The organism is Mesorhizobium sp. B3-1-6, from assembly GCF_006439555.1.
Taxonomy (GTDB): Bacteria; Pseudomonadota; Alphaproteobacteria; order Rhizobiales; family Rhizobiaceae; genus Mesorhizobium.
This window is the reverse complement of the sequence record NZ_VFTM01000002.1, coordinates 39928-64435: the sequence shown is the minus strand read 5'-3', so window position 1 is coordinate 64435 and position 24508 is coordinate 39928. Positions and strand designations below refer to the sequence as shown.

The following is a 24508-nucleotide window of genomic DNA, read 5'->3' as shown; positions in this document are numbered from 1 at the left end:
CGCAATCTCCGCTTGATGCGGTTTGTGCAACGCGATACGCCCTTGCCCAAATCGACAGACGGAGACTTGCCGTGAGCGCTGAAAAGACCAGAACCGAAACCGATACGTTCGGCCCCATTGAGGTCGCGGCCGACCGCTACTGGGGCGCGCAGGCGCAGCGTTCGCTGGGCAATTTCAAGATCGGCTGGGAAAAGCAGCCGGCCTCGATCGTGCGCGCGCTCGGCATCGTCAAGCGTGCCGCGGCGGAAGTGAACATGGAGATGAAACGGCTCGATCCGGCCATCGGCAAGGCGATCGTCGACGCTGCGCAGGAAGTGATCGACGGCAAGCTCGACGAGCACTTTCCGCTGGTCGTGTGGCAGACGGGTTCGGGCACGCAGTCCAACATGAACGCCAACGAGGTGATCTCCAACCGGGCGATCGAGATGCTCGGCGGTGTCATGGGTTCGAAGAAGCCGGTGCACCCGAACGACCACGTCAACATGAGCCAGTCGTCGAACGACACCTATCCGACGGCCATGCACATCGCCTGCGCCGAGCGGGTCGTGCATCACCTGATCCCTGCGCTGCATCATCTGCACAAGGCGCTCGACGCCAAGGCCCGCGCCTTCAATCACATCATCAAGATCGGCCGCACGCACACGCAGGACGCCACGCCGCTGACCCTTGGCCAGGAATTTTCCGGCTATGCCGCGCAGGTTGCCTCCTCGATCAAGCGCATCGAGCAGACGCTGCCCGGGCTGCAGGAGCTGGCCCAGGGCGGCACCGCCGTCGGCACCGGCCTCAACGCGCCGGTCGGCTTCGCGGAAAAGGTGGCGGACCGCATCGCTTCGATCACCGGCATTTCTTTCGTGACCGCACCGAACAAGTTCGAGGCGCTCGCGGCACACGATTCCATGGTATTCTCGCATGGCGCGATCAACGCGGCGGCGGCGGCGCTGTTCAAGATCGCCAACGACATCCGCCTGCTCGGCTCCGGCCCGCGCTCGGGCCTCGGCGAGCTGTCGCTTCCGGAAAACGAGCCGGGTTCCTCGATCATGCCCGGCAAGGTCAACCCGACCCAGTGCGAGGCGCTGACACAGGTCTGCGTGCAGGTGTTCGGCAACAATGCAGCGCTCACCTTCGCCGGCAGCCAGGGCCATTTCGAGCTCAATGTCTACAATCCGCTGATGGCCTACAACTTCCTGCAGTCGGTGCAGCTGCTTGCCGACGCTTCCGTCTCCTTCACCGACAATTGCGTGATCGGCATCGAGGCACGCGAGGACAACATCAAGGCAGCACTCGAGCGCTCGCTGATGCTGGTGACGGCGCTGGCGCCGACCATTGGCTACGACAACGCCGCCAAGATCGCCAAGACCGCGCACAAGAACGGCACGACCTTGCGCGAGGAGGCCTTGGCCACCGGCTTGGTCAGCGAAGCCGATTACGATCGGCTGGTGCGGCCGGAGGACATGACGCATCCGGGGTAAGCACAGCTCCCCCATTCGACAGTTGCAGGCTGCCGCAACCGATGTTGTCATTCCAGGGCGAAGCAGAAGCAAGGCTCCGTCGCGGAGACCCTGGAATCCATGAGCAGAATCTCCACCGCGGCGGCTGCTTTGAAGTCACGGAATGGATCCTCGGGTCTGCGCCGCGTCGCTTCGCTCCTTGCTTCCCCCGTGGATGACGAAGCGATAGGGATTTTGCGGCAGCACAGTTTACTCCCTCCAACCAATCCGCCGACATGATTTTCGCGCCCGCCCGGGCAAATGTCGAAACATCTTTCTGTGAACAATGTGTCACCACATAGGCGGCTTTTAGTGAACAGTCCACATCGTCTATCTGACTGGGTATTCAACCCATTCGGAGAACCGCCATGTCCATCAACTCTTCCATCGCCGGTACCGGCGCCCAGTCCAACAGCTCCACGACGATCCTGCTCGGCCGCATCCTGCTCGCGGCCATCTTCCTGCTTTCCGGCTTCGGCAAGCTCACCGCCATTTCCGGCACCGCCGGCTATTTCGGCGCGATGGGTCTGCCGGTGCCGACCGTGACGGCCGTTGTCGTCGGCCTGATCGAATTGCTTGGCGGGCTCGCTGTCCTCCTCGGTTTCCAGACCCGGATCGCCGCTTGGGTGCTTGCGATCTTCACCATTGCGACCGCTCTTGTCGCCCACACCGGTTGGGCCGATCAGAACCAGATGATCCATTTCATGAAGAACCTCGCCATCACCGGCGGTTTCCTGCTGCTCGCCTCGTCCGGCGCCGGCGCTTATTCGATCGACGCAAAGCGCGCCTGAGGCACTGTTGTTTGACGCAATTCCAGACGGAAAACCGCTTCACACTTTTCCTGGAATTGCTCCCCTCCCAAGCCCTAAACGCAAGCGGCGCGGAATTTTCCGCGCCGCTTTTTCGTTGCAGGCGTAGACTGCAGCGGCAGCCGGCCTCATACGCCGGCAAGGGAGTTGGCCATGTTTCGCAACGCGTTGCTTCTGGTCTCACGGCTTCTGTTGGCCGCGCTCTTTGTGCCGTCGGGCTTCCAGGCGCTCACCAATATCGGCGGCACGATCAGCTATTTCACGGGCCTCGGCCTGCCGCTTCCGACCTTGGCCGCCTGGGGCACAGGCCTGTTCGAGCTGATTGCCGGGCTTTTGATCCTTGTCGGTTTCCAGACGCGGATCGTGGCGCTTTTGCTTGCCGCCTTCTGTGTGGTTGCAGGTTTCATCGGCCATTACGGCCAAGGCGGTGGAGATGCGACCCTCGCCTTCCTACACCAGCAGATGCTGATGAAGGACGTCGCCATTGCCGGCGGCTTCCTGGCGCTCGCCATGGCCGGCGCCGGCGCATGGTCGGCTGACGGGCGTGGGTTCGGGATCGGCGCCGACGTCACCTGATCCGTTATTTCACCGAAACGCTCGGCCCGCCCTCGACCGCCAGCACGAGGCGGCGGTTGGTGATACGTGCCAGTTGCGCCAGCCGGCCGGCTGGGCGCTCACCATAGAGGTCGGAAAGCGAGGCCGGCAGCACCAGGGCCAGCGCGCCGTTGCCGCGGCTTTCCCATTTCAGCCGCGGCATTACGCCAGGCATCGCCGCGGTGAGCAGATAGACCACGCGCATCATCGCCGCCAGGACGCGGGCGCGCTCGAGCAGCCTGGGCGGCGCCAGCGCCTTGATCTCCGGCGCGATGCCGTCGTTGAAGATGCCGTCATGGCGGTATGCGTTGGCCAGGGCCAGATAGGCACGGCCCGGATGGTCGACGCCGATGAAGGAAGCGTGCGCGATGATGTTGAGCGACTGCCTGCCGCGATATTCGGGATGCGCGCGCCAGCCGATATCGGCGAGCAGGCAGGCGGCGTGGCGGTAGCGCGCCTCGTCCTCCGTCTCGTCGATGCCGAAGGCCTTGAACGCCTTGCCGGTCCATTCGACCAGGTCATGCGCATGGTGCACCGAGCGCGAGCGTAAGAGCGCCAGTTCCTCCGCGGCCGAGATCAGCGGATCGGATTTCTGTTCCTCGGCGTCGAGCAGCGAATAGAGGAACCCCTCGCGCACGCCTTGCGCCGAAACGACGATCTTCGAGGGCTGCATCGCCGTCATGATCTCCTGCAGCACGACTGCGCCGTAGGGTAGCAGCGAGCGGCGGTTCTTGGAGACGCCCTCGATGCCCCTCACCTTCTCGACCTCGCCCTTGGCCACTTGCTTCAGGAAAGCCTGCGCGCTATCGGCCGAAATCTCGTAGTTGTGCATGACGCCAAGCGGGTAGTTGGTCATCTCCATGTGCAGCCTGGCGAGGTTTCGCCAGGTGCCGCCGACGGCGTAGAAGACCCTGCCCTGCCCGCCCTTGAGCAGCTTTGCCCGCGCCAGTTCCTGGCGCGCGATCTTCTGCGCCTGGACGAGCGAGTTCTTCGCCATATCCTGCAGGCGCAGGCCGCCGAGCGGCAGCGTGATGCCCTCGCCGATCGTTTCGCGATTGATGTCGATCAGTTCGAGGCTGCCGCCGCCAAGGTCGCCGGCGATGCCGTTGGCCGGATGGAAGCCGGAAATGACGCCGAGCGCTGAATAATAGGCTTCCTGACGACCGGTGAGCACGCGGATCTCGGTTTTCAGAACGTCCTCGGCGCGATGGATGAAATCGGGGCCGTTGCCTGCCTCGCGCGCCGCCGCGGTGGCCAGCACATACATATGCTCGGCGCCGGCTTGATCGGAAAGCGCGCGAAAACGGCGGAATTCCTCCATCGACCGCGTCACCGCCTCGGGGTCGAGCTTGCCCGTCGAAACGATGCCGCGGCCGAGGCCGGCCAGCATCTTTTCGTTGAACAGAAGCGTGGGCGAGCGTGCCAGCCCCTCATAGACGACGAGGCGGATCGAGTTCGATCCGATGTCGATGATCGACAGCGGCCGCCGGTCCTGAAGCCGGCCCTGGGAAACTGCAATCACGCGGCGCCGTTCTTCTTGCGGCGCTTGAACTGGGCGATGCGCTTGGGCGCATGCGATTTCAGCGCGTCGCCCCGTCCGGAGAGGCTCGGATTGGTCATGAAATATTCCTGCGCGTTGAACGGTTCTTCGCCTTCCTCCAGCACAACGCGCCGGGAGGTGCCGTCAGCCAATACGTCGAAACTTTGCTGGTTGTCCATGATGTTGCCCAGCATGATCTGGCCAAGCACCTGTTCATGCACAGTTGGATTGGTGATGGGCACCAGGGTCTCGACGCGGCGGTCGAGATTGCGCGGCATCATGTCGGCCGACGAGATGTAGACGACCGCCTCGTCCGACGGCAGGCCGTGGCCGTTGCCGAAGCAGAAGATGCGGCTGTGCTCGAGGAAGCGGCCGACGATCGATTTCACCCTGATATTCTCGGAAAGACCCGGCACCTGCGGCCGCAGACAACAGATGCCGCGCACGACGAGGTCGACCTCAACGCCGGCGCGGCTGGCGTCGTAAAGCGCGTCGATGATGGTCGGATCGACCAGCGCGTTCATCTTCATCCAAATGCGCGCCGGTCGGCCTTCGCGGGCATGGACGATCTCGTCCGAGATGTGTTTCAGGATGCGGTTGCGCAGCGTGAAGGGCGATACGGCAAGGCGCATCTCCTCGGCGGGCTCGGCATAGCCGGTGATGAAATTGAAGAGCTGCGCGACATCGCGCGCGATCGTCGGGTCGGTGGTGAAGAAGGACAGGTCGGTGTAGATGCGGGCGGTAACCGGGTGGTAGTTGCCGGTGCCGAGATGCACATAGTTGCGCAGCCGGCCATCCTCGCGGCGCACGATCAAAGACATCTTGGCGTGGGTCTTCAGCTCCAGGAAGCCGAACACGACCTGCACGCCGGCGCGTTCGAGGTCGCGCGCCCAGCGGATGTTGGCTTCCTCGTCAAAGCGCGCCTTGAGCTCGACAAGTGCCGTGACCGACTTGCCGGCCTCGGCGGCGTCGATCAGAGCGCGCACGATCGGGCTGTCGTTGGAGGTGCGGTAGAGCGTCTGCTTGATCGCCACCACTTCCGGGTCGGCGGCGGCCTGGCGCAGGAACTGCACCACCACGTCGAAGGACTCGTATGGATGATGGACGACGATGTCCTTCTCGCGGATGGCGGCGAAGCAGTCGCCGCCATGCTCGCGGATGCGCTCGGGAAAGCGCGGATTGTAGGGCGTGAATTTGAGGTCGTCGCGCGGAATGGCGACGATCTCGGAGATCTGGTTGAGCGCCAGCGGACCGGTGAGCACGCTGATGCGGCTCGACGAGACGCCGAGCTCGCCGGCGACGAAGTCCCGCAACGCGGCCGGCATCAGCGTGTCGAACTCGATGCGGATCACCGAGCCGCGCCGGCGTCGCTTCAGCGCCGTTTCGAACAGGCGCACCAGGTCTTCCGACTCTTCCTCGACCTCGATGTCGCTGTCGCGGATGATGCGGAACGTGCCGGAGCCCTTGACCTCGTAGCCGGGGAAAAGCTTGCCGATATAGATACCGACCACTTCCTCCAGCGGAATGAAGCGGACATGGTTCTTGCGGTCGGGGAGGCGGATGAAACGCTTGAGCGCCACCGGCAGGCGCAGCAGCGCGCTCATCTCCTCGCCATTCTTGCGATGGCGCAACTGCAGGGCGATGGAAAAACCGAGATTGGGAATGAACGGAAACGGATGCGCCGGGTCGATCGACAGCGGCGTCAGCACCGGGAAAACCTGCTCCTGGAAATGCTCCTCCAGCCAGGCCTTCTCGTCCTTGGTCAGCGCATCGCGGGTGATGCTTTCGATGCCTTCCTTGTTGAGCAGGACCATCAGCGCCGAGAGGCTCTTCTGCTGGTCCTCCTGCAGGCGCTCGACCTCGCGCAGCAATTGCTCGAGCTGCTGCTCGGGCGTGCGGCCGTCAGGGCTTTTCAGCGCGATGCCCTCCCGCACCTGGCCGGCAAGGCCGGCGACGCGGACCATGAAGAATTCGTCGAGATTGGCTGCCGAGATCGACAGGAAGCGGACGCGTTCGAGCAGCGGGTGGTGCTCGTTCAGCGATTCCTCCAGCACGCGGCGGTTGAATTGCAGCCAGGAGAACTCGCGGTTGACGAAACGGTCGGGATTGCCGCCGTCCGGGCTTGCCGCCTCGACGGTGATGAACTCGCTCTGCACAGGCTTCAGTTCGTTCATGGTTTCCCGCTCTTGCCCGCAGCCGTCCCTAGGAGGCGCCGCATATTGCCGTTCAACGACGCTCTAACATGTCTTTGTGACGCATGATCGTCACGGAATCGCTCCGATACCGGCCCCATGCGCTTAACCGGCTCAACTTATCCTCTGCCAGCCTTTTGCGACAGTTTGATTTCATCGATCTTGCAAACGGACCTGTTATGCTCCAGATGCAGACTGGTCACACCCACTGGCCGAACCCAATTGGAGACGACGATGGCAGGCGGCAGCATTCCCCATTTCCAGAACGACGCGGGCCACCCGGTCATCGAGATCGGCGTCAAGGAATTCATGTGCACCGGCGCCAATCCGCCTTTCGACCATCCGCATGTGTTCCTCGACATGGGCGACGACAATGAGAAGGTCTGCCCCTACTGCTCGACGCTCTATCGCTATTCGCCGTCGCTGAAGGCGACGGAAACGCAGCCGGCCGGCTGCCTCTATGTCGACCAGGCCGCCTGACCCTGCAGATCATGAACGACTGCTAGATCATGGCTGAAACACGGTCCCGGCAAATCGTCATCGCCGGGGCTGGCATCGCCGGGCTGACGGCGGCGCTTGCCTTTGCCGAGCGCGGCTTCCCGGTAAAATTGTTCGAGCAGGCAAAGCAACTCGAAGCGGCCGGGGCCGGCCTCCAGCTTTCCCCCAACGCGACCCGCATCCTGCGCCGGCTCGGCGTGCTCGACCGCCTGCTGCCCAACGCGATCCGGCCGCAAGCGGTGGTGCTGAAGGACGCGGGAAGCCTGCGCGAGCTGGCGCGTGTGCCGCTTGGGGAAGCCGGAGAAAAACGCTGGGGCGCGCCCTATCTGGTGGCGCACCGCGCCGACCTGCAGGCAGCGCTGATGGCCACGGCTGCGGACTGGCCAGATATAGAGCTTGTCACCGGGGCGCGCGTGAGCGGCATCGCCCTCGACCCGCAAAGCGTGACCGCGACGGTCGAGATCGACGGCAAAACGACGAGTGTCACGGGCGGCCTGCTGATCGGAGCGGACGGTGTCTGGTCTTCGCTTCGCGCGGGGCTTGCCAGGACGGCCGGCTTTGCGGCGAGTCGCTTTTCGGGTGAGCTCGCCTGGCGCGCGACGGTCCCTGCGGAAAGTGCCGCCGGCCAGGCCTTTGCGCAAATCGGCGCCGCAAACTGCGTCACCACCTTCCTGCATCCCGGCTTCCACATGGTCGCCTATCCGGTGAGCAAGGGCCGCGCCTTCAACCTTGCGGCCTTCACCAAGGGCGAGCGCATCGCCGAAGGCTGGTCCGGTCATGCGGACCCTGCGATCCTCTCAGGCGCCATCCGAGGCACGGCGGCGGCACTGTCGAGGCTGGTGGCACTCGCCGGCCCCTGGACGGCGTTCCCCATTCACACGGTCGAGCAGCGCCGCTGGGCAACGCCGGACGGCATCGCGCTGATCGGTGACGCCGCGCATGCCATGACGCCGTTCGCGGCCCAAGGCGCGGCGATGGGGATCGAGGACGCCTCGATGCTCGCCAATCTGGTCGCCGATTTTCCGGGCGATCCAAGGCAGAGCCTGACGGTTTGGGAGAATCTCAGACGGCCGCGCGTCGAAAAAGTGCTGAAACGCGGCGCGCTCAATCGCTTGGCCTGGCATGCCAGGGGACCGGTGGCGATCGTCCGCAACTTGGTGCTGGCGACGCGGCCGGCGGAGAAGCTCGTCGCGGACTTGGACTGGCTCTATGGCTGGGAGGAGCGGAAGGTGGTCAGGCGGTAGAGCGGCAGACGACCGGATAGGCGGGGCGAAGGAACGAGGCGCTCGCCAATTGCTACTAAAGCGCGTCGCGCTGAAGCGGATTCAGGCGACGCGCTTTAGCCTTTGTTTTCATGCATGTCGCTATCGCAAAACCGCTGCACACTTTTGCGCGACATGCATTAATCATACAACCGCAACGACCACCACAGCGTCACCGGCAGCGGGTTCCACCATCCCGTGCGCAGGCCGGCGGTGCGCAGCGCAGCCGCCGTCCAGGTGTTGCAGCCGACCAGGGCGTTGAAATGGCCGTTGGCTTCGTAGAAGCGGTCGAAGGTTGAATACCCAGCATTCTCGATCGCCATCGGGCCACCCGGCCCCTGCCGAAAACTCGCCGCGATATGGTCGAGCAGCGCCGCAAAATGCGCTTCGTCGATGTCGAAGCCGGCGACGGCGGGATGCTGCTCCTTGATCGCGCCGGCGACATCGACATGCATCACCGAAGCGTCGATAGTGAGCGCTTTCAACACCGGCGCGGCCTTCAGCTGCGACCATGTCGGGGTCTCCAGATAGAAGGCGCGGCCGCCCCAGCCGAAGACGATGTAGCGCGCCCCTGGCGCCTCGATCGGCAGACCGGCGTCGGCGAGAAAGGCAAAGCGCCGGCGCACGCCATCATCGAGGGGCACGGCGATGTCGGTGTGGATCGGGTTCCTCAGCACCAATATGTGCCGCGTCCCCTCGCCTCGGGCGGCGGCTGGCCAGAGCGGGCGCGGCACCAGCGTGCCGAGCGCGGCGGCAAGCACCACCGCTGCGACGAACATTGCCAGATATCGCAGGAATTTTCGCATCAGGCGCGGTAAGTCGGCCACATTTGTCGCAGCTCTCGAGATTGGCCGAACCCGTTCGTGACTTCGTCATCCTCGGGCTTGACCCGAGGGTCCATGCCGTGACCTCTGCCGTAGGGCGCGACGGTGCAGAATTCTGAACCGCAGCAACACCTCGATGTCACAGCATGGATTCTAGGGTCTGCGCCGCGTCGCTTCGCTCCTTGCTTCGCCCTAGAATGACGAAGCCGAGGGGTGGTTCGAGCAACCTCCGAGCAACCTGTTACCGGGCTCCGCCTCAGTGCAGTATCTGCGACAGGAAGAGCTTCGTGCGCTCATGGCGCGGATGATCGAAGAACTCGGCCGGCGTGTTCTGCTCGACGATCTGGCCCTGATCCATGAAGATCACGCGATTGGCGACCTTGCGGGCAAAGCCCATCTCATGGGTGACGCACAGCATGGTCATGCCCTCTTCCGCCAGCCCCACCATCGTCTCCAGCACTTCCTTGATCATCTCCGGATCGAGTGCCGAGGTCGGCTCGTCGAAGAGCATGATGCGCGGGTTCATGCACAGCGAGCGCGCGATCGCCACACGCTGCTGCTGACCGCCCGAGAGCTGGCCCGGATATTTGTTGGCCTGCTCCGGGATCTTGACGCGCTTGAGGAAATGCATGGCGATCTCCTCGGCCTGCTTCTTCGGCATCTTGCGCACCCAGATCGGCGCCAGCGTGCAGTTCTCGAGGATGGTGAGATGCGGGAACAGGTTGAAATGCTGGAACACCATGCCGACCTCGCGGCGCACCTCGTCGATCTTCTTCAGATCGTTGGTTAGTTCCTTGCCGTCGACAATGATCTTGCCCTTCTGGTGCTCCTCCAGCCGATTTATGCAGCGGATCATGGTCGACTTGCCGGAACCGGACGGACCGCAGATGACGATGCGCTCGCCGCGCATCACCTTGAGGTTGATGTCCTTCAGCACATGGAACTCGCCATACCATTTGTGCATGCCGACGATGTCGATGGCGACATCGGTAGTGGAGATGTGCATCTTGGCGGCGTTGACCTTGATTTCTTCCGCGCTGACGGCGTTTTCGGTGGCCATAACCTGTTCCCTTTTTATCGTTTATAGCCGGTGTCGAGCCGGCGTTCGGTGTACATTGAATAGCGCGACATGCCGAAGCAGAACAGCCAGAATACGAAGGCGGCAAAGATCAGGCCGGACTTCGCGGTCTGCGGCGTCGCCCAGTTGGCATCGGCGAAATTCTGCTTCACCACGCCGAGCAGGTCGAACATCGAGATGATCAGCACCAGGCTGGTGTCCTTGAACATGCCGATGAAGGTGTTGACGATGCCGGGGATGACCAGCTTCAGCGCCTGCGGCAGCACGATCAGGCCCATTTTCTGCCAGTAGCCGAGGCCGAGCGAGTCGGCGCCCTCATACTGGCCCTTCGGGATCGCCTGCAGGCCACCACGAATCACTTCGGCCATATAGGCGGCGGCAAACAGCGACACGCCGATCAACGCACGCAGATATTTGTCGAAGGTGACGCCCACGGGCAGGAACAGCGGCAGCATGACGCTGGCGAAGAACAGCACCACGATCAACGGGATGCCACGCACCGTCTCGATAAATATGACACTAAGCACCTTGATGATCGGCATCTTCGAGCGCCGGCCGAGCGCCAGGATCACACCGAGCGGCAACGACACCGCAATGCCGACAAAAGAAAGGCTGAGCGTGACCAGCAACCCACCCCAGCGCGCGGTCTCGACAGCCGGCAGGCCGAACACACCGCCGAGCAGCAGGAAGAAGGCGACGACCGGCAATCCCGCGAAAAGCAGGATCGCGTTCAGTCTTTTGCCCGGCACGCGCGGGATCAGCATCGGCACCAACAGCACCACGAACAGGATGGCGACCAGGATCGGCCGCCAGCGCTCCTCGATCGGATAGGTGCCGAACATGAACTGGCCGAACTTGGCGTTGACGAAGGCCCAGCAGGCGCCGGTCCAACCGTCGGGCTGGATGCCGCCTTGTGTGACGGTGGTGCAGACGGTGCGGTCCGGCCCCGTCCACTGGGCATTGAGGAAAGCCCAGCTGATGACCTGTGGAAGGATCCACAGCACGATGGCGATGCCGAGAATTGTGAGGACGGTGTCGCCGACCGAACCGACCAGATTCTTGCGCACCCAGGCATAGGCGCCGCGTTCGGTAGGCGGGGCCGGCTGCGCAAGCGCCATCTCGGTGCGCACCCAAGACATATCGTGTTCCTGCATGGCCCTACCTCTCCACCAGCGCCATTCTGGCGTTGACGATGTTCATGACAAAGGACGTCACAAGGCTCAGCACCAGATAGGCGATCATCATGATGAACACGCCCTCCACCGCCTGGCCGGTCTGGTTGAGGACCGTGCCGGCGGTCGCGGTGAGGTCCGGATAGCCGATGGCGATCGCCAGCGAGGAGTTCTTGGTCAAGTTGAGATACTGGCTGGTGAGCGGCGGGATGACGATGCGCATTGCCTGCGGGATGACCACAAGCCGCAGGATCGGACCGGAGCGGAGGCCGAGTGCCGCCGCTGCTTCGCTCTGGCCTTTGCTGACGCCCCTGATGCCGGCGCGCACGATCTCGGCGATGAAGGCCGCCGTGTAGAAGGAGAGCGCCAGCAACAGCGACAGGAATTCCGGCTTGACCCAGAAGCCACCGGTCAGGTTGAAGGTCGACTGCTTCGGAAAATCGAACGTGAGCGGCATGCCGCTAAGCAGGTAGGCCAGCACCGGCAGGCCGACGATAAGCGTGACCGATGTCCAGAAGACCGGAAATTGCTGACCGGTCGCCTTCTGCCGCTGTCGCGCCCTGTGGGCGACGAACCAGGCCATTGCAATGGCGAGCAGCAGTGCGACGCCGATCAGCCAGGAGCCATCCCCCCAAACGGCGCGCGGAAAATAGAAGCCGCGCTGGTTGAGGAAGGAGCCGAAAGGCAGGTGGATGCTCTCGCGTGGCGGCGGCAGCACGGCCAGCACGCCGGAATACCAGAAGAAGATGACCAGCAGCGGCGGGATGTTGCGGAATATCTCGACATAGACGGTGCAGATCTTGCGGATCAGCCAGTTCTGCGACAGGCGGCCGATACCGATGGCGAAGCCCACGATGGTCGCAAGCACGATGCCGGCGACGGCAACGATGATCGTATTGAGCAAACCGACGACCAGCGCGCGGAAATAGGTCGAGTCAGAGGTATAAGCGATCGGCGTGTCGGAAATGTCGAAGCCGGCCCTGCTTCTGAGGAATTGGAAGCCTGAAGCGATGTGCAGGCGCTGAAGGTTCTCTATGACGTTGTTGACGATCCACCAGATCGAGCCAAAGAGAAGGATCACGACCAGCGTCTGAAAGAACAGGCTGCGTATTCTCGGGTCATTGATGAAGGAGCCGCGACTCGGCTCCCCGCGAAGAATTTCCTGCGAAGCCATGGACCGTCCCCTGGAAAGAGAAACCGGGAGGCAGACGATCTGCCTCCCGGATCACGTTTCAATCAGCGGATCGGCGGACCGTATTGCAGGCCGCCCTTGGTCCACAGCGCGTTGATGCCGCGCGCGATCTTGAGCGGGCTGCCCGAGCCGACATTGCGCTCGAACATTTCGCCGTAATTGCCGACCGCCTTGACGATGTTGACAACGAAGTCGTTGGAGAGGCCGAGATCGGCCCCGTATTTGCCGTCGGGTTCAGTGCCGAGAAGGCGCTGGATGTTCGGATCGGTCGACGTCTTCATCTCGTCGACATTGGCCTGCGTGATGCCGGCTTCCTCGGCGTTGAGCAGCGCGAAATACGTCCAGCGCGCGATATGCGCCCACTGGTCGTCGCCCTGGCGCACGGCCGGGCCGAGCGGCTCCTTGGAAATGATCTCGGGCAGCACGACATGGTCGGCCGGCGAGGAGAGCGTCAGACGGATGCCATAGAGGCCGGACTGATCGGTGGTGTAAGCATCGCAGCGGCCGGCGTCATAGGCGGCGTTGACCTCTTCGAGCTTCTCGAACACGACGGGGTTGTACTCCATCTTGTTCTTCTTGAAGTAGTCGGCGAGGTTGAGCTCGGTTGTGGTGCCGCTCTGTACGCAGACGGCGGCGCCCGAAAGCTGCAGCGCGGAGTTCACGCCGGGCAGCTTCTTGGCGTTGATCATGAAGCCTTGACCGTCATAGTAGGTGATGCCGACAAAATCGAGGCCGAGCGCGCTGTCGCGGTTGCTGGTCCAGGTGGTGTTGCGCGACAGGATGTCGATCTCGCCAGACTGCAGGGCGGTGAAACGCTCCTTGGCGCTGAGCGGCGTGAACTTGACCTTGGAGCCGTCACCGAAGACAGCGGCCGCAACGGCGCGACAGAAGTCCGCGTCGATGCCCTTCCAGTCACCCTTGTCGTCCGGCGCCGAGAAGCCGGCGAGGCCGGTCGAGACGCCGCACTGGATAAAGCCCTTCTGCTTCACGGTATCGAGCGTGCCGGCCGAAGCGGCGGACGCCATGAACCCGAGCGCGGCGGCGCCAAGAATGCCGATTGCAATGTGTTTCATGACCCACAGACCCTTTTCTGTTACAGGCGCCCCTATCGCCAGGCGACGCTTGATCTTTTTTCGTTTGTGAACGCAGCTCCCACTTCAAGGCCCACTCCCGGACCCGCATCGGTTGCCGATGCGCTGCCTCCCATTCACGAAACGCATCGAAGGCGATTATTCCTGTGAGGTCAAGGGAAATGACCGATTCCAGAGAGGTTTGAAAAGCAATTGCCGCAAATGCCTGAATTGCGGACAAGAGCACATGAAACCGGCAGGCGATGCGAACAAATCAGCCAAGTTGCGCCGCCGCGAATCGGTGGTCCGGCGCCAGAATCCGCAGCGGCAATAGCGGTGCTTTACTGGGCTTGTGCGCCTTTGCATTGGCCCAGCGGAAGATCGGCTTTTGGCGGGCTCGGCGCGGTTGCGCCGGCATTGCCGCCGCTTTATGGCTGGTCCGCTGACATCATTCGACAGGCGACGAACCATGGCTAGAGACGGCATCGAAATGGGCATCAACACGCTGCTTGCCCATTCGGGCAACAACCCGCACGACTATTTCGGCTTCGTCAACCCGCCGGTCGTGCATGCCTCGACGGTGCTCTATCCCGATGCCGCTTCGATGGCCGGGCGCAGCCAGAAATACACTTACGGCACGCGCGGCACACCGACGATGGACGCGCTGACGCTCGCCGTCGATGCGCTGGAAGGCTCGGCCGGCACGATCGCGGTGCCTTCCGGGCTGGCGGCGGTGACGATACCGCTACTCACCTTCCTTGCCGCCGGCGACCACCTGTTGATCGTCGACAGCGTCTACCACCCGACGCGCCACTTCGCTGATACGATGCTGAAGCGGCTCGGCGTCGAGGTCGAATACTACGAGCCGCGCATCGGCGCCGGCATCGCATCGCTGATCAAGCCGAACACAAAGGTGGTGTTCACCGAATCGCCGGGATCGAACACCTACGAGGTGCAGGACATCCCGGCTATCGCCAAGGCTGCGCATGCTGCCGGCGCTATCGTGATGATGGACAACACCTGGGCGACGCCGCTCTATTTCAAGCCGCTCGACCATGGCGTCGACATCTCGATCCATGCGGCGACGAAATATCCGGCCGGCCATTCCGACGTGCTGCTCGGCACGGTGTCGGCCAACGAGACCCATTGGAAGCAGCTTTATGATGGCTTCTGCACGCTCGGCTGCTGTTCGGGACCCGACGACATCTACCAGGTGCTGCGCGGCTTGCGCACGATGGGAGTGCGGCTTGAGCATCACCGCAAGAGCGCGCTCGAGATCGCGGGCTGGCTGGAAGAGCAGCCCGGCGTCGGGCAGGTGCTGCACCCGGCTCTGGAAAGCCATCCCGACCATGCGCTCTGGAAGCGCGATTTCTGCGGCTCCAGCGGCATTTTCTCGATCGTGCTCAACGGCGGCGGGCAGAAGGCGCAGCATGCCTTCCTCGATGCGCTCAAGATCTTCGGTCTCGGCTATTCCTGGGGCGGCTATGAGAGCCTCGCCGTTCCGGTCTTCCTCGGCGACCGCATACTTGCCAGGGGTTCGTATGCCGGCTCGCTGATCCGGCTGCAAGTCGGGCTGGAAGATGTCGAGGACCTCAAGGCCGATATTCTGCGCGGGCTGGCAGCGGCAGCCGCGGCCGGGTGACAGGCTGATCGGCGCAAGATTCCGACCGGCAGACATGCCTCGGTCGAAGAAGTAGCATTGCCAGTGCTACCCACTCGGGAACCTTTTGTCGGCAGGCGCATCCAATCGCGGATGTAACGTTGCCGGGAGATCGGGGCGAGATGAGACAGCCTGCTATTGAAGCCGCCGAAATCGGTGCGGCCAGGGCCGGCGACATGGCATTGGTCAGACGGGCGCTTGCGAGCGATCCGGGTGCGTTCCGCACTATCATCAAGACGCACAACCAGCGGCTCTACCGCATCGCGCGCAGCGTCGTGCGCAACGACGCCGAGGCCGAAGACGTCGTGCAGGAGACCTATATGCGCGCCTTCGCCAATCTCGGCGCCTTTCGCGGCGAGGCTTCGCTTTCCACCTGGCTGTCACGCATCGTCATCAACGAAGCGCTCGGCCGGCTGCGCAAGCGCAAGCGCAAGCGCGTCGTAGCGATGCCCGAAAACACGGAGGCGCAGATCATCCGGTTTCCCTTGAACCAAAACGACTTGAATCCAGGTGACGATCCGGAGCGGACGATGGCGCAGCGGCAGATTCTGGGACTTGTCGAACGGGCGACCGACAGCCTTCCCGATGTCTATCGCACCGTCTTCGTAGCCCGTGTCATCGAGGGCCTGAGCATCGAGGAAACCGCCGAGCTTTTGGGTATCCGGCAGGAAACGGTGAAGACGAGGCTGCACCGGGCGCGTGCCCTGGTGCGCAAGGCGCTCGATGACGAGATCGGCCCGGTGCTGCTCGACGCCTTCCCCTTCGCCGGCCGGCGCTGCGATCGGCTGACGCAGGCGGTGATGACAGGGCTCGGATTCGAGCACTGATTTCGGTCTTTTCCCGGGAACATTTCGTTCTCGCCCGCATCCAATGGCAGTCAACACCGGATGAGCCCAGGGCCATGCGCGCCGGGCGAAGGAGATATCATGTTCATGCGACCGACCGCCGCCCTCGCAGCCCTTTTCTTCGTCAGCACCGCGCCGCTGGCGCTAGCCGCCGAAAAGCCCACCGACCCGCAGATCGCCCACATCGCCTATACGGCCGACGCGATCGACATCGAAGCGGCCAAGCTGGCCATCAAGAAGTCCAAGAACAAGGCGGTCGTCGACTTCGCCAAGGACATGGCGCGCGACCATGAGGCGGTGAACAAGCAGGCGCTCGATCTGGTGAAGAAGCTGAAGGTCACGCCCGAGGACAATGACACCAGCAAGGCGCTGGCCAAGGCGGCGGAGGAAGAACGCGCCAAGCTGGCGAAGTTGAAAGGTGCTGCCTTCGACAAGGCCTATATAGACAACGAAGTCGCCTATCACAAGCAGGTCAACGGCGCGCTCGAAACCCTACTAATCCCATCGGCCAGCAATGCCGAACTGAAGAGCCTGCTGGAGACTGGTCTCAAGATCTTCCAGGGACATGAGCAGCATGCCGAACATGTCGCCGGCATGCTGAAATGAGGCCGCTGCTTCTTGCCATGGCGCTGACGCTCATCGCTTCGCCGGCGCTTTCGACCACGATCGAGGTGACGATCGACAAGCTGGTCTTCTCGCCGGCAAGCATTCAGGCCAAGGTCGGCGATACGATCGAGTGGACGAACAACGATATTCTCGCCCACACCGCCACGGTCAAAGGCGGCTGGGATGTGATGATCCCGGCAAAGTCGAAGGGCAAGGTCACGCTGAAGGCGGCGGGAGCGGTCGACTATTTCTGCCGCTTCCATCCCAACATGAAGGGCCGTATCGAGGTAGCCCCTTGATCCGACCTACCAATCGAGCGAGGCGCGCCGCGCCTCGCTCGATTTAGTTGTGGTCATCATCCTTGTGCCTGTGCCGGTGCGTGGCCTGCTTTGCCCAGTTGCCACAGGCGGCCATGCTGCACCAGCGGCGTCTGTGACCGCGCGTATGGTCGGCGAAAAGCAACGTCCAGGCGGAACCTTCACAAGCCTTCACATTGCCGATGGCGTGCAGGTCAACAGCGTGTTGCCGGGACCGGTGATGACCGGCCGGCGACGCTCCTATCTCGAGCACTGGGCACCGCTGCACACGATGAGCGTCAAGGATGCGGCGGCGAATTTTCCGAAAGAAGCCGGCATCGCCCGATATAGAGACCCGGAGGAGATCGCCGAACTGATGGCCTTCCTCGTCTCGCCGGCGGCACGCTGGATGACCGGCTCGACGCTGCGCATGGACGGCGGTGAGGTGAAGTCTGCCTGAGGGAGGACAATGCAATGATTACCTGGGATCGCGTGACGCGCGCGCATATCTTGCGCGCGATAGAGGACTACGACCGGCTGGGGCCTGACCGGTTTTTCGCCGAGCACGGCTTTGCGCCGACCACGACCTATGAATTGGCCTGGGAAGACCGTCTTTATCCACCAAAGGCGATCCTCGGCACCGCCTATGAGTTCGCCACGGGTGCGCGGCTAGCCTCTGGCGATTTCGAAGGGGGCAAGAGTGGTGCGGTGAAGGTACTCGGCGCGCTGGGATTCAACGCCCGGCCAAAGCAAAGGTAGGGTGGCCGGCGATTGCAGGGCCGATTCCGCAAACGGCCGTAACGCCTTGGCGCGATTGAGAAAGCCGAGGCCGCTGGCGGCATGTCCTACGCAGCTGGCGGCGCAATAATATTCTCCGAGGCTGCGAATATACGGATTGGTTTGGCTTCCAAATCCGTGGTTTCAACGGCATTGCGAGCAACGCAATTCCACCCCAATCGATCCAGGACCTGCCATGGCGTTCCGCCTCTTTGTTCCGATCCTAGCCGGCGCCACGCTGCGCGAACGGCTGATCGCCTGCATCGGTGCCGTGATCGGCATCGCGCTGACCGGCGTGATCAGCGGGCTTGCGATGGGCAAGGGCGCGGATGTAGCAATGCTGGTGGCGCCGATGGGCGCTTCGGCGGTGTTGCTCTTTGCCGTTCCCTCGAGCCCGTTGGCGCAGCCCTGGTCGATCATCGGCGGCAACACGATCTCGGCGCTGGTCGGCGTGACGGTGGCGCATTTTGTGCACGACACGGTGATCGCCTCTGGCCTTGCGGTGGCGCTGGCAATCGCCGCCATGTCATTCTCGCGCTCATTGCATCCGCCGGGCGGCGCAGCAGCGCTTACCGGCGTACTCGGGGGGCCGGCCGTTGCCGCCGCCGGCTTCCTGTTTCCTTTTGTGCCGGTGGCATTGAACTCAATCATATTGGTGACGCTCGGTTTTCTGTTCCACAAGCTGTCACGACGCAGCTATCCACACGTGCATCAACCCGCGGGCGGCCACGGCACCGCCGACCGGCCGCCGGCCGAGCGTGTCGGTTTCCGGCCCGAGGACGTCGATGCGGCGCTGTCCGCGCTGGACGAGACTTTCGACATCGACCGCGACGACCTGGAGCGCCTGCTGCGTCAGGTCGAGTTGCAGGCGATGGTGCGCTCGCAGCGCACGCTGCTGTGCAAAGATATCATGTCCCGCGATGTGATCTCGGTGCCGGAAACCGCCTTGGCCGACGAAGCACGCAAACAGCTGATCGATCACAACATCCGCACTCTGCCGGTGGTCGACACGGACGGCAGGCTCACCGGTGCGGTAGGCCTGCGCGAGCTGACGAGAGCCACCGATACGGTGAAAGGGGTGATGTCGAAGGCCGGCACCGCCTTACCCGACACGCCGGCGATGAGCCTGCTGCCTGTGCTGACCGACGGGCGCAGCCATGCCGTGGTGATCGTCGATAGCGAGCGGCGTATACTCGGCCTGATCACCCAGACCGACATGCTGGCGGCAGCCGCGCGCGTACAGGCGCCGGCGCAGCTCAAAGCGGTGGCATAGTGCTGGACCAATCACCTGGCATGCCCCCGCTCTCCGTTCGATCGCGCTACCGCGCCGCTCGTCTTGTCCCGGCCGGCCGGGTGATATGCATCCATGTGCCGTCATAGATCGGCTTGCGTCGCTCCCTCCAGGCACTCAGGCCTTCGCGCAGATCGGCCGTGGGAGCCATGCGGGCGAACTGCTCGGCCTCGACGAGCAGGCCTTCGGCGATACTCTGGTTGAGGCCGCGCGTGACAGCGGTGAGGATGCTCGCCACCGCCGCCTGCGAATGGCTGACGATACGCCGCGCGAGGTCGAGCGCGGCCGGCATCAACTGACCGTGCGGCACGACCTGGTTGACGAGGCCGAGCTCTATTGCCCGGGCGGGTGAGAACGCATCCCCGGTGAGGAGCAGTTCCAGCGCGCGCTTGCGGCCGGCCAGTCTCGGCAGGCGCTGCGTGCCGCCGAATGTCGGCGGCATGGCGAGTTTTATCTCGGGCTTTGCAAACAGGGCGCGATCACTGGCGATCGCCAGCGGCACCGCTTCGGTGATTTCGCAGCCGCCGCCAAAGGCGAGGCCGTTGACGGCGGCGATGACCGGCTTGCGAAATGCCTCCAGCCGCGCCGTCAGGCGCTGGCCGCGCGTCACGAAATCGCGCAGCGCCACATCCGTACCTGCCTCGACGCTCACCGCGAATTCACGGATATCGGCGCCGGCGGAGAAGGCGCGCTCCCCTGCCCCGGTAAGGATGACGGCGCGCACGCCATCGTCCGTCTCGATCAGGTCGAGAAGCGACAGCAGCCGGTCGATCAGCGCGTAATTCAGCGCGTTCAGCTTGTCGGGACGGTTGAGGGTGAGGATGACGACGCCGTCGCGCGTCTCGCTCAGCACAAGGTCGGTCATGACTTTTCCTTTCCGGCGGTTCGGCGGGATAAGGAGCAGGCTTTCGATTGCTTGTATATTCACTAGTCGGTATACTACGAACATGAGCGAAAAGGCCAATCCCACCCGAAAGCGCCTCGTCGACGCGGCGACCAAGCTGTTCTATGCCGAAGGCATCGGCCGCGTCAGTGTCGATGCGGTGGCCGAAAAAGCGGGGCTCACCAAGCGCACGCTCTACTATCACTTCAAGAGCAAGGACGACCTGATCGCGGCCTATCTCGACGGCCGCGACCAGCCCAATCTCGAGCAGATGGCCGGCTGGTTCGAGGCGGCGGAGGGCGGCGCGGATAAAAAGGTGGAAGCAATCTTCACCAACCTGGCGCGGGTGGCGCGCCACCCCAAATGGAAGGGCTGCGGCTTCCTGCGCACGGCGGCAGAGTTGGCCGCGACGCCGGGGCATCCGGCGGTGAAGGCTGGAGCGCGCCACAAGACCAATTTCGAAAAATGGCTGGCAAGCGCGCTTTCAAGCCACGATGTCGCCGAGGCGAAAATGCTAGCGCGCGAGATCGTGCTTCTGATGGACGGCGCCTTTTCCAGCATGCTGATCCATCACGACCCCGACTACGTCGCCGCCGCCGGCCACGCCGCCGCGACGCTGATACGGGCAAGGATGACGGGCAAAGGCTAAGCCGGATCGTAGCGCTCCCTGCGCTCCGAATAGAGCGGTCCGAAAGGACCGCATCCTCAGGACCAGGCCAGCCAGGCCGTACCGACCAGAAGCGTCACCAGCGTCAGCGGCAGGCCCACCTTGAAGAAGGCGGAGAAGGAAAGCTCCTTGCCGGCCGCCTTTGCCTGCTCGGCGACAATCAGATTGGCGACCGAGCCGAGCAGCGTGAAATTACCGGCAAGCGTCGAGCTCATTGCCACAACAAGCCAGGCGCGCTCCGGGTTTTCCAACCCAGGGATGAAGGGCCGGAGCGCCAGTACCGCCGGCACATTGCTCATGATGTTTGAAAGCACCGCGGTGAAGCCAGAGAGCCGCCAGACATCGTCGAGGCCGATGTTCTTCGCCCAAGCGATCATACCGGGCGTGAGCAGCGTGCGCTCGGCGCCGGCCACCACCACGAACAGGCCGGCGAACATGAAGAGCAGCGGCCCGTCGATCTCGCGGTAGATGCGCCGCGGCTTGATAGCCCGGGTGACCAGCAGGAAGGCGCCGGCAATCAGTGCTGCCTTGGCGACGGGAACGCCGGCAAAGAAGGCGAGCGCCAGCAACACGCAGACGATGGTGGCCTTCAACACCTGCCCGGGCAGCATGCGGCCGCGATAGACTTCTGGGCTGAGTTCGGCGGGGCGGGAGAATTCGGCGCGGTAGACGATGCGCACGATGACGATGACGCAGAGCAGGCCGAACAGCGCCACCGGCGCGAGCGCCAGCGTGAAAGCCGGATAGGAAATGCCGGACAGCGCGCCGATCACCATGTTCTGCGGATTGCCGGTAATGGTGGCGACGCTGCCGCAGTTCGAGGCCGTGCAGGTGGCGATGAGGTAAGGCACCGGGTTGCGGTTGATGACCCGTGTGACGTGGACGACGATCGGCGCCATCACCAGGCAGATCGCGTCATTGACCAGGAAGGCCGAGAGCAAGCCGGTCAACAGCGTCACCATCACCAAAAGCATGAACGGTGCATGGGCATGCTCGATGGCAAAGCCGCCGAGCGCCCGAAACGCGCCGGAGACCTTCAGATGCGCCACGACGATCATCATGCCGAGCAGCAACGTGATGGTGTCGAAATTGATGGCTTTGTAGGCATCATCGATGCCGATCGCGCCGATGGCGATCATGGCGGCGCCGCCCAGCAGCGCAATGCCGGCGCGGTCGAGGCGCAGGCCCGGGATACGGCCGACGGCGACGCCAGCATAGGTGAGCACGAGGATGAAAAGCGCGCCGGCGCCAGTCCAAGTCATTGCAAGAAGGTTCCCGTTGCCTGCCCTGCCCCCGCCAGAATCCGTCGACGCATCGGGCGGCACCACATTTAACAAGGCCAGCGCAAAGGGAAAGCGCGCAAGCGCATGAAAGCCTTGTCTCGCTTTCATGCCTTTCACGTTCATAAACCCTAATGTAAAGAATAGTGAATTAACATATGTGACCGATATCCAGGCGTTGGGGACTAAACGGATGAATACGGTCGTTGAAGCGGAACATCGCGTCCCGCCACGGGAGGAATTGATGCGTCCGCAGGAATGCTCCCGTTGTCATGGGGCCAAGAAAGTTTTCGTTTGCGCGCGCTGGCTGAGCTCAAATGGCCATTGCTGCCCAGGAGGCACGCATCGGCTGAGTTGTCCTGGACACAGCATTGTCTGCCTCGAATGCAGCGGACGCCAGAGCTAACGAGACCCGTGGAGGAGTGCCGGTCGACCGCCAAACGCAGCCGCGGCGGAATCTTCCTTTTGGCATCGGCCGAGCGCGCTGTCGTTAAAGTTTGACATAGCCAGACCTGGCTAACTTGCTGCATTCATTGCCTGATGGACTTGGCTATTGCCTTGCGCTTTGCCGCCGCCTACGACTTGGCGAATTTCATGATTTCCTCAGGGCTGACAAAGCAATGATCGTCCGACTGCGACGCGCCCTGCGATGGCAAGCGCTTCCGCTCCTTGCCGGCTTTGCCACTGTCGCACTGATCATTGGCGCACGCGCCATCCTCGCCGAAGCGCAGATCGCGGATCGCGACGCCAGCCGCGAAGCGTTCGAAGCCCAGCAGTTGCTGTCGGGCCTGCTATCGCTCGCCCAGGACGCCGAGACCGGCCAGCGCGGCTATCTGCTGACAGGCGAGAAGAATTACCTGCTGCCATATCAGCATGCGGTCGATGCGCTGCCGGCGCTGCTCAGGCGCATCGACGAGATGTTTCCGGCCGGCAGCGACAGGGCGCAGCAGGCCGTCGGCATCAAGGATGCGATTACCCGCAAGCAGGCCGAACTCGCGGAGACGATCAGGCTCTACGACATGGGCAACACGGCCAAGGCCCTGGACATCGTGCGCGGCGGCCGGGGCAAGCTGGATATGGACCAGATCCGCGCCAATATCGACGCGATCCGGCGCATCGACGGCGCGAGCTTCGCTTCCCGCGCGGAGCGCATGGAGCAAATCGAAGGCTGGTTGCGCGCCGGCTCGTTCGCCGCGCTGCTGGGCATCTTCCTGCTCGGCATCTACACGATCCGCCAATCCAGCCGCCGCTTCCACGAGGTGGCTACGGCGCAAGACGCCTTGAGCGCGAAGAACGCTGCGCTGCTCAACGAGATCGAGACGCGTGAAAAGGCGGAGTCGCAACTTCGCCAGGTGCAGAAGATGGAAGCGGTTGGCCAGCTCACGGGCGGCATCGCGCATGATTTCAACAATATGCTGGCCGTCATCACCAGCGCCATGAATATCGCGCAGCGCAAGCTAGCCCGCGGCGAACATGACGTGCAGAGCTTCGTCGAGGCGGCCGCCGACGCCGCGGCGCGCGCCGCCAATCTCACGGCCAGGCTGCTTGCCTTTTCCAGGCAGCAGCCACTGGCGCCACAGATCGTCGACGCCAATCGCCTCGTCGCCGGCATGTCGGACCTTTTGCGCCGCGCGCTCGGCCATGCGGTCGAGATCGAAACGGTGCTGGCGGGCGGACTCTGGAAAACGCATGCCGACCCGAGCCAGGTCGAGAACGCGATCATCAACCTGGCGGTCAACGCGCGCGACGCGATGGACGAAAAGGGCAAGCTCACCATCGAGACGGCCAATTGCTATCTCGATGAAGCCTATGCGGTGGCGCATCCGGAGGTGAAGGCTGGCCAGTATGTCATGATCGCGGTGACCGACACCGGCGCTGGCATGTCACCCGACATCATGGCCAAGGCTTTCGAGCCGTTCTTCACCACCAAGCCTGCAACCAAGGGAACGGGGCTCGGGCTCAGCCAAGTGTTCGGCTTCGTCAAGCAATCGGGCGGACACGTCAAAATCTATTCGGAGCCCGGCGAAGGCACGACGATCAAGATCTATCTTCCACGTTTCACAGGCCCGGAAGAGGCGGCAGCGCCGCCAAAAGCAAGTGGCAGGAGCGATGTCCCGGCCACCGAAACCGTCCTGCTCGTCGAGGATGACGCCCGCGTGCGCTTTTCGACGGCCGCTACGCTGCTGGAGCTCGGCTACACGGTCGTTGAGGCCGCGAGCGGTGAGGAGGCGCTGCGCACGCTCGCCGAGAATGCGGCCATCGCACTGATGCTGACGGATATCGTTATGCCGGGCATGAACGGCCGTCAGTTGGCCGAACAGGCACGCGGGCATTCCCAATCGCTGAAAGTGGTGTTTATGACCGGCTTCACCCGTAACGCGGTCGTGCACAATGGCGTGCTCGACCACGATGTGCACTTCATCGCCAAGCCGTTCACGCTGGAACAGCTGGCGGCGAAGCTGAGGGATGCGCTGGCTTGATTGCT

Annotated in this window: 22 protein-coding genes and 2 pseudogenes; 14 read left to right on the top strand and 10 right to left on the bottom strand. The window is 63.3% G+C overall.

All coding sequences use genetic code 11. The annotated features are described in order from the left end of the window. The first annotated feature begins 71 nt into the window (after nucleotides 1-71). The 3 genes from fumC (at nucleotide 72) to FJ414_RS02570 (ending at nucleotide 2872) form a co-directional block, all read left to right on the top strand. Nucleotides 72-1469 (top strand): class II fumarate hydratase, encoded by a 1398-nt coding sequence (gene fumC / locus FJ414_RS02580; protein ID WP_140641016.1) that lies wholly within the window; start codon nucleotides 72-74, stop codon nucleotides 1467-1469. A gap of 386 nt (nucleotides 1470-1855) precedes the next feature. Further along, a complete protein-coding gene (locus FJ414_RS02575) occupies nucleotides 1856-2278 on the top strand; it encodes a DoxX family protein (protein WP_140641014.1) in 423 nt (140 codons plus the stop codon). Nucleotides 2279-2449: 171 nt separating this feature from the next. After that, nucleotides 2450-2872, top strand: a complete 423-nt coding sequence (locus tag FJ414_RS02570) for a DoxX family protein (protein ID WP_140641012.1) — start codon at nucleotides 2450-2452, stop codon at nucleotides 2870-2872. A 4-nt stretch (nucleotides 2873-2876) separates the two neighbouring features. On the opposite strand, the gene ppx is transcribed toward FJ414_RS02570, so the two are convergent. Together ppx and FJ414_RS02560 are read right to left on the bottom strand one after the other, a co-directional pair. Further along, on the bottom strand, nucleotides 2877-4412 hold the full coding sequence (gene ppx, locus FJ414_RS02565) for an exopolyphosphatase (RefSeq protein ID WP_140641010.1): 1536 nt from the start codon (nucleotides 4410-4412) through the stop codon (nucleotides 2877-2879). Next, nucleotides 4409-6604, bottom strand: a complete 2196-nt coding sequence (locus FJ414_RS02560; protein WP_140641008.1) for an RNA degradosome polyphosphate kinase — start codon at nucleotides 6602-6604, stop codon at nucleotides 4409-4411. The genes ppx and FJ414_RS02560 overlap by 4 nt, the downstream gene beginning before the upstream one ends. A 252-nt stretch (nucleotides 6605-6856) precedes the next feature. Between FJ414_RS02560 and FJ414_RS02555 the strand changes: the two genes are divergently transcribed. Both FJ414_RS02555 and FJ414_RS02550 read left to right on the top strand, forming a co-directional pair. After that, nucleotides 6857-7102: a zinc-finger domain-containing protein gene (locus FJ414_RS02555; RefSeq protein WP_027169907.1), complete on the top strand. Its 246-nt coding sequence runs from the start codon at nucleotides 6857-6859 to the stop codon at nucleotides 7100-7102. A 29-nt stretch (nucleotides 7103-7131) separates the two neighbouring features. After that, on the top strand, nucleotides 7132-8364 hold the full coding sequence (locus FJ414_RS02550) for an FAD-dependent monooxygenase (protein WP_140641006.1): 1233 nt from the start codon (nucleotides 7132-7134) through the stop codon (nucleotides 8362-8364). A 158-nt stretch (nucleotides 8365-8522) separates the two neighbouring features. Here FJ414_RS02550 and FJ414_RS02540 read toward each other — a convergent pair whose 3' ends face one another. From FJ414_RS02540 to FJ414_RS02520, 5 genes are all read right to left on the bottom strand, one after another. Beyond that, nucleotides 8523-9188 carry a TIGR02117 family protein gene (locus FJ414_RS02540; protein ID WP_140641004.1) on the bottom strand — a complete coding sequence of 222 codons (666 nt, stop codon included), beginning with the start codon at nucleotides 9186-9188 and terminating at the stop codon, nucleotides 8523-8525. A gap of 274 nt (nucleotides 9189-9462) precedes the next feature. Continuing rightward, nucleotides 9463-10266 (bottom strand): amino acid ABC transporter ATP-binding protein, encoded by an 804-nt coding sequence (locus FJ414_RS02535; RefSeq protein WP_095768430.1) that lies wholly within the window; start codon nucleotides 10264-10266, stop codon nucleotides 9463-9465. Nucleotides 10267-10280: 14 nt separating this feature from the next. Then, nucleotides 10281-11438: an amino acid ABC transporter permease gene (locus FJ414_RS02530; RefSeq protein ID WP_140641002.1), complete on the bottom strand. Its 1158-nt coding sequence runs from the start codon at nucleotides 11436-11438 to the stop codon at nucleotides 10281-10283. 4 nt (nucleotides 11439-11442) lie between these two features. Further along, complete coding sequence (locus tag FJ414_RS02525) at nucleotides 11443-12630, bottom strand: amino acid ABC transporter permease (protein WP_140641000.1); 1188 nt, start codon at nucleotides 12628-12630, stop codon at nucleotides 11443-11445. A gap of 62 nt (nucleotides 12631-12692) precedes the next feature. After that, on the bottom strand, nucleotides 12693-13721 hold the full coding sequence (locus FJ414_RS02520) for an amino acid ABC transporter substrate-binding protein (protein WP_140640998.1): 1029 nt from the start codon (nucleotides 13719-13721) through the stop codon (nucleotides 12693-12695). A 466-nt stretch (nucleotides 13722-14187) separates the two neighbouring features. Between FJ414_RS02520 and FJ414_RS02515 the strand changes: the two genes are divergently transcribed. The 4 genes from FJ414_RS02515 (at nucleotide 14188) to FJ414_RS02500 (ending at nucleotide 17128) form a co-directional block, all read left to right on the top strand. Further along, nucleotides 14188-15360: a cystathionine beta-lyase gene (locus FJ414_RS02515; protein WP_140640996.1), complete on the top strand. Its 1173-nt coding sequence runs from the start codon at nucleotides 14188-14190 to the stop codon at nucleotides 15358-15360. A 140-nt stretch (nucleotides 15361-15500) separates the two neighbouring features. Further along, a complete protein-coding gene (locus FJ414_RS02510) occupies nucleotides 15501-16205 on the top strand; it encodes an RNA polymerase sigma factor (RefSeq protein ID WP_140640994.1) in 705 nt (234 codons plus the stop codon). Between the two features lie 99 nt (nucleotides 16206-16304). After that, nucleotides 16305-16829: a DUF4142 domain-containing protein gene (locus FJ414_RS02505; protein ID WP_140640992.1), complete on the top strand. Its 525-nt coding sequence runs from the start codon at nucleotides 16305-16307 to the stop codon at nucleotides 16827-16829. Continuing rightward, a complete protein-coding gene (locus FJ414_RS02500; protein WP_140640990.1) occupies nucleotides 16826-17128 on the top strand; it encodes a cupredoxin family copper-binding protein in 303 nt (100 codons plus the stop codon). Before FJ414_RS02505 ends, FJ414_RS02500 begins: the two co-directional genes overlap by 4 nt. 43 nt (nucleotides 17129-17171) lie before the next feature. Here FJ414_RS02500 and FJ414_RS02495 read toward each other — a convergent pair. Then, nucleotides 17172-17324: pseudogene (locus FJ414_RS02495) on the bottom strand (CGNR zinc finger domain-containing protein); the annotation flags it as partial. Here FJ414_RS02495 and FJ414_RS02490 point away from each other — a divergent pair. The 3 genes and pseudogenes from FJ414_RS02490 to FJ414_RS02480 form a co-directional block, all read left to right on the top strand. Then, a pseudogene (locus tag FJ414_RS02490) lies at nucleotides 17322-17585 on the top strand (SDR family oxidoreductase); the annotation flags it as partial. The pseudogenes FJ414_RS02495 and FJ414_RS02490 sit on opposite strands and share 3 nt — an antisense overlap. Before the next feature lie 14 nt (nucleotides 17586-17599). Further along, nucleotides 17600-17884, top strand: a complete 285-nt coding sequence (locus FJ414_RS02485; protein ID WP_140640988.1) for a hypothetical protein — start codon at nucleotides 17600-17602, stop codon at nucleotides 17882-17884. 214 nt (nucleotides 17885-18098) lie between these two features. Further along, nucleotides 18099-19175 carry an HPP family protein gene (locus FJ414_RS02480; RefSeq protein WP_140640986.1) on the top strand — a complete coding sequence of 359 codons (1077 nt, stop codon included), beginning with the start codon at nucleotides 18099-18101 and terminating at the stop codon, nucleotides 19173-19175. 46 nt (nucleotides 19176-19221) lie between these two features. Here the strand turns inward: FJ414_RS02480 and FJ414_RS02475 are convergent, their stop codons facing one another. Then, on the bottom strand, nucleotides 19222-20058 hold the full coding sequence (locus tag FJ414_RS02475) for a crotonase/enoyl-CoA hydratase family protein (protein ID WP_140640984.1): 837 nt from the start codon (nucleotides 20056-20058) through the stop codon (nucleotides 19222-19224). An 82-nt stretch (nucleotides 20059-20140) separates the two neighbouring features. On the opposite strand from FJ414_RS02475, the gene FJ414_RS02470 reads away from it, so the two are divergent. After that, nucleotides 20141-20725, top strand: a complete 585-nt coding sequence (locus FJ414_RS02470) for a TetR/AcrR family transcriptional regulator (RefSeq protein WP_140640981.1) — start codon at nucleotides 20141-20143, stop codon at nucleotides 20723-20725. A 56-nt stretch (nucleotides 20726-20781) separates the two neighbouring features. On the opposite strand, the gene FJ414_RS02465 is transcribed toward FJ414_RS02470, so the two are convergent. Next, nucleotides 20782-22005 (bottom strand): anion transporter, encoded by a 1224-nt coding sequence (locus FJ414_RS02465; RefSeq protein ID WP_140640979.1) that lies wholly within the window; start codon nucleotides 22003-22005, stop codon nucleotides 20782-20784. A 638-nt stretch (nucleotides 22006-22643) separates the two neighbouring features. On the opposite strand from FJ414_RS02465, the gene FJ414_RS02460 reads away from it, so the two are divergent. Beyond that, on the top strand, nucleotides 22644-24503 hold the full coding sequence (locus FJ414_RS02460) for a CHASE3 domain-containing protein (protein WP_246672276.1): 1860 nt from the start codon (nucleotides 22644-22646) through the stop codon (nucleotides 24501-24503). Nucleotides 24504-24508: the final 5 nt, after the last annotated feature.

What these genes read in the sequence shown, in the direction of transcription:
- FJ414_RS02575 (WP_140641014.1), top strand. Translation starts at nt 1,856, where the DNA reads ATGTCCATCAACTCTTCCATCGCCGGTACCGGCGCCCAGTCCAACAGC.
- FJ414_RS02570 (WP_140641012.1), top strand. Translation starts at nt 2,450, where the DNA reads ATGTTTCGCAACGCGTTGCTTCTGGTCTCACGGCTTCTGTTGGCCGCG.
- FJ414_RS02560 (WP_140641008.1), bottom strand. Translation starts at nt 6,604, where the DNA reads ATGAACGAACTGAAGCCTGTGCAGAGCGAGTTCATCACCGTCGAGGCG.
- FJ414_RS02555 (WP_027169907.1), top strand. Translation starts at nt 6,857, where the DNA reads ATGGCAGGCGGCAGCATTCCCCATTTCCAGAACGACGCGGGCCACCCG.
- FJ414_RS02550 (WP_140641006.1), top strand. Translation starts at nt 7,132, where the DNA reads ATGGCTGAAACACGGTCCCGGCAAATCGTCATCGCCGGGGCTGGCATC.
- FJ414_RS02540 (WP_140641004.1), bottom strand. Translation starts at nt 9,188, where the DNA reads ATGCGAAAATTCCTGCGATATCTGGCAATGTTCGTCGCAGCGGTGGTG.
- FJ414_RS02535 (WP_095768430.1), bottom strand. Translation starts at nt 10,266, where the DNA reads ATGGCCACCGAAAACGCCGTCAGCGCGGAAGAAATCAAGGTCAACGCC.
- FJ414_RS02530 (WP_140641002.1), bottom strand. Translation starts at nt 11,438, where the DNA reads ATGCAGGAACACGATATGTCTTGGGTGCGCACCGAGATGGCGCTTGCG.
- FJ414_RS02525 (WP_140641000.1), bottom strand. Translation starts at nt 12,630, where the DNA reads ATGGCTTCGCAGGAAATTCTTCGCGGGGAGCCGAGTCGCGGCTCCTTC.
- FJ414_RS02520 (WP_140640998.1), bottom strand. Translation starts at nt 13,721, where the DNA reads ATGAAACACATTGCAATCGGCATTCTTGGCGCCGCCGCGCTCGGGTTC.
- FJ414_RS02515 (WP_140640996.1), top strand. Translation starts at nt 14,188, where the DNA reads ATGGCTAGAGACGGCATCGAAATGGGCATCAACACGCTGCTTGCCCAT.
- FJ414_RS02510 (WP_140640994.1), top strand. Translation starts at nt 15,501, where the DNA reads ATGAGACAGCCTGCTATTGAAGCCGCCGAAATCGGTGCGGCCAGGGCC.
- FJ414_RS02505 (WP_140640992.1), top strand. Translation starts at nt 16,305, where the DNA reads ATGTTCATGCGACCGACCGCCGCCCTCGCAGCCCTTTTCTTCGTCAGC.
- FJ414_RS02500 (WP_140640990.1), top strand. Translation starts at nt 16,826, where the DNA reads ATGAGGCCGCTGCTTCTTGCCATGGCGCTGACGCTCATCGCTTCGCCG.
- FJ414_RS02485 (WP_140640988.1), top strand. Translation starts at nt 17,600, where the DNA reads ATGATTACCTGGGATCGCGTGACGCGCGCGCATATCTTGCGCGCGATA.
- FJ414_RS02480 (WP_140640986.1), top strand. Translation starts at nt 18,099, where the DNA reads ATGGCGTTCCGCCTCTTTGTTCCGATCCTAGCCGGCGCCACGCTGCGC.
- FJ414_RS02475 (WP_140640984.1), bottom strand. Translation starts at nt 20,058, where the DNA reads ATGACCGACCTTGTGCTGAGCGAGACGCGCGACGGCGTCGTCATCCTC.
- FJ414_RS02470 (WP_140640981.1), top strand. Translation starts at nt 20,141, where the DNA reads ATGAGCGAAAAGGCCAATCCCACCCGAAAGCGCCTCGTCGACGCGGCG.
- FJ414_RS02465 (WP_140640979.1), bottom strand. Translation starts at nt 22,005, where the DNA reads ATGACTTGGACTGGCGCCGGCGCGCTTTTCATCCTCGTGCTCACCTAT.
- FJ414_RS02460 (WP_246672276.1), top strand. Translation starts at nt 22,644, where the DNA reads ATGATCGTCCGACTGCGACGCGCCCTGCGATGGCAAGCGCTTCCGCTC.